Below are 3,250 nucleotides of genomic sequence, written 5' to 3' on the forward strand. Positions count from 1 at the left end.
GTACAGGGTCACAGCATCGGCCCTGAACTCGTCCGAGTAGTCCTTCATCGCCATCGGCGGTTGTCTCGCTTCCTCCGGATCAAGCAGATCCAGTATCAGCGTGTCCACCACTCAGGGGGAGGCTCCCGGTGCTCAGGGCTGCGGAACCGGCCACAGCCAGAACGATGCGCAGAGCGAGGGATGAGTGCAGGCCGAGGATTGCGGGCGCGGCGACGAGGAACGCCCCCAGAGCGCTGATGATGACCCGGCTGACCAGCCGTACGCGAGAGTGTTTGATGATGACTGGAAATGTCACAGACGTGACCGGAATTGCCCCGTTATCTTCAGGGCCGAGCCGGATGGTGACGTGAGTGAGTGCATCGAATGATGACGCGTCGGGCTGGAGCCAGAATTCGGTTGAGTCGTAACGCAGCGCCACATCATGGGAGGCATCCGAGGAGATGCGCAGGAAGCGGCCGTCTGTCTCGCAGGTCAGAGCGATCTTCGGTGCTTCCACGTAATGCTGGGCGTAGAAACTGACGGGCAGTCGCGCGGGCTGCAGATCGCCCAGGCTCAGGCGACCTTCCGATCCGAAGGTGAATTCGTGTGCACTGGTGAGGTGCACAGGCTGGTCGACCCGCATGAAGTAGGTCTTTTCGAAGTAGGGATGGAGCGCCAGACGTCTAGCGACGCTGATCCACAGCTGAGCCTGGTCCCCGCTCGTGCGGATCGGGAAGGTCGGGAACTTCAGGAGAGCCGGGTAGTAGACACCGTTCCCTTCTTTGATCTTGTCGATGGCCTTGCGGCTCTCGGTTGCGATCTCTGCGCGGGAGAGTGAGTAGTCGTCGAGGTCGACGTGGTCGGTGACACGCAGTTTGAAGAGGAATACTTCCGCTACGCATTCTGCGGCCACGATCTCGGCGACCCTGACGGGCAGTAGGTAGGCGTCCGTGGGCGACTCGGCGTCGGCGACGAAGCCGATGAGCGCGCGCTGCTGGATGATGGTGCCGTTGGCGACCTTCTGCTGGAGTGAGGGGGCCACGTACTGGGCCTCGTAGCGAAACTGCACGGTGGCACCTCGAGGCAGTGCCAGCGCAGTAAGGATGTCCTCGGCATAGCGGCGCCGCACGTTCGATGACAACAGCAGAACCTGCGGGCGCTCTTCTTGATTGCTCACGTCCCCCCTGACTCTGTCGCTGGCCTTCAGACAGCGTCGTACAGCGTCTCCATGCCCCATTTGGTACGCATGGACTCCTCAAGCTGTGTGTAGCGCGGCCAGACGCGGTCGCCGGGAAGATCGTCGACGGCGAGGCGCGCCGCAGGCTCGTAGCGGATGCCTTCACGGACGAGATGGTCGTGCCGCCGGTAGATCACCTTTTCTTCAAATCCGTCGGCCTGGTCGCAGGTCAGGTCGACGATGTGGCGGGCGGCATCACCGGGTGAACCAATCTCGATCCAGCAGTGGTGGTCGACGGACGAGATGGAAGGGTCGTCGAAGCTCAGCCGCCCGTAGCAGTAGGTGGCTTCGATCCCACGCTGCCGCAGCCGGCGGGCCAGCCACACGGAACTGACACCGCATTGCCCCTTCGACGACAGGGGCTCCCGGGCATAGCTGGGGTGTGCGGTGCTGAGCGACCACGCGGCTTCCAGCCGGCTCCGGTAGCGGCAGAGTTCGCTCGGGTCCAGCGCCACACGATGACTGGCCGGGGCCTCGTGCTGCGGCTCCGCCAGTTGCTCCAAGGTTGTCACTTTTCGAATTTCTTTTCTCGATGCACTGTCAGTTCCGAGCACCACCAGAAGGTTCCGATGGGTTTCTGCCCGGCGCTCCGTATTTTTGTCCGACGTTGACTGTCGACGCGTCATATAGCCACCAAATTTGTCGTAGCAGTATGCTACGGGCGCGGTGGCAAATGGCATGAAATTGGCCGCGTGCAACGCTGATCCAGTAAATCCGAGTAACGGATTGAACGCTGTCACGATAAACTTGCATCCCATGGTCCGTAAATATCTCACAGCCTGACCGATGGTAAAGCTCATGAGGTTCCGTGCCGCACCCGATAATCCTAAGGCACGCGTGAGGATGAGCAAGTTGCCTCGCTCCGCCGGAATCCCCTGAAGCTGCAAGGCCTGTATAGTGCCCGGCCTGTCACACATGGAGAACGCCAGGTACGTAACGGGGTGTGTCGCTCCCTGCAGATAACATCCAACTTCCACCATGGTGTCGGCCCGGGGACTCAGCAGGTAATGCAGCTTGGACTGGTAGAGGTGGCCGACACTTGGGGAGACCAGAGTGAAGTTCACCCCGATGGAGGAACCGTCCGAGCGCCGTATGGTGAAGCCCCGCCGCGCCTCACCGCCTCCGAGCAGCAGGGAACTGTTGGCGAAGAGATCAGCGTCCTTGATATAACTGGAAAGCCGACTGCAGCGGGCGATGAGTTGCGGCCGCAATTCGCCGTAGAGGGCCTGCCAGGGGAGCCCCATTTTTACCTTACCAAGCACCGAAGGCGCATGCAGGCGTAGCTGTATATCGAAATCGCGCGCACTCATCCCGCATAATGCAGCATCAGCCTCGACGAGTTCTCGACAGGAATGCGAGAGATCGTCGATTAGAGGTTCTCTCAGCTCCCGCACAAGCGCAGGCCAGGCTCCAGGAGGCTGGCGTGAATATGCCGCACGGACCTGTTGCGGCCTTGAGTGCACATACGGCAAGGCAGGGGACGCCGCCTGTAAGAAGGGGCCGGATTCGGCAGAGCCGAGGGCGGTACTGGCCATCAGTTGTCTCCGCTATCCGTCGCCGGCAGGACTGAACATCGTACGGCGACCGCCGTCGACCTGTCAGCTGGATCAAGGCCAACAACGGTCCCTGGGGCGAGCTTTGACCCCCTGCATGGCCGTTACTCGGTCAATCCCTGGTGAGCACGAACTCAAGTCGTCCGGGCCCGGCCGGATGATCCGTCCACACGTGGACACGGCGGCAGCCTTCCGTGCACTCCCCGGGGGGCGAAGCCGAGTCGCAGAAGGGGCGAAGGAGGGCTTCCCCCAAGGACGGGAAGTTACGACCGGCACCCGGCCGAACAGCAGGCGCACGCCCTCGATGCCTCGAGAGCGCTCGGCGGCCGTGCCTACGACCAGGCCGGGCACGTCCAGGAAATCCTCACCCGGCGCGGACGGCATCGCAGTGCCGGGGCCGTCGGCCTGGTCGTCGCCGCCACGGCGGACTGCAGGCTCGGGTGTGTCAATTTACTGACTTCGGCGCTTCAAGGTGAGGCGA

2 protein-coding genes are annotated in these 3,250 nt (G+C 62.4%); both read right to left on the minus strand.

All coding sequences use genetic code 11. The features are described 5' to 3' along the window. Positions 1-79 precede the first annotated feature (79 nt). The gene (locus WN71_RS39200) at positions 80-1,156 is read right to left on the minus strand and encodes a hypothetical protein (protein WP_143074942.1); all 1,077 of its coding nucleotides are present in this window, start codon (positions 1,154-1,156) and stop codon (positions 80-82) included. A 26-nt stretch (positions 1,157-1,182) separates the two neighbouring features. Continuing rightward, positions 1,183-2,526 (minus strand): transglutaminase-like domain-containing protein, encoded by a 1,344-nt coding sequence (locus WN71_RS41675; RefSeq protein WP_143074943.1) that lies wholly within the window; start codon positions 2,524-2,526, stop codon positions 1,183-1,185. Between the last annotated feature and the right edge of the window lie 724 nt (positions 2,527-3,250).

Origin of the sequence: Streptomyces mangrovisoli, from assembly GCF_000974985.2 — a bacterium.
GTDB lineage: Bacteria > Actinomycetota > Actinomycetes > Streptomycetales > Streptomycetaceae > Streptomyces > Streptomyces mangrovisoli.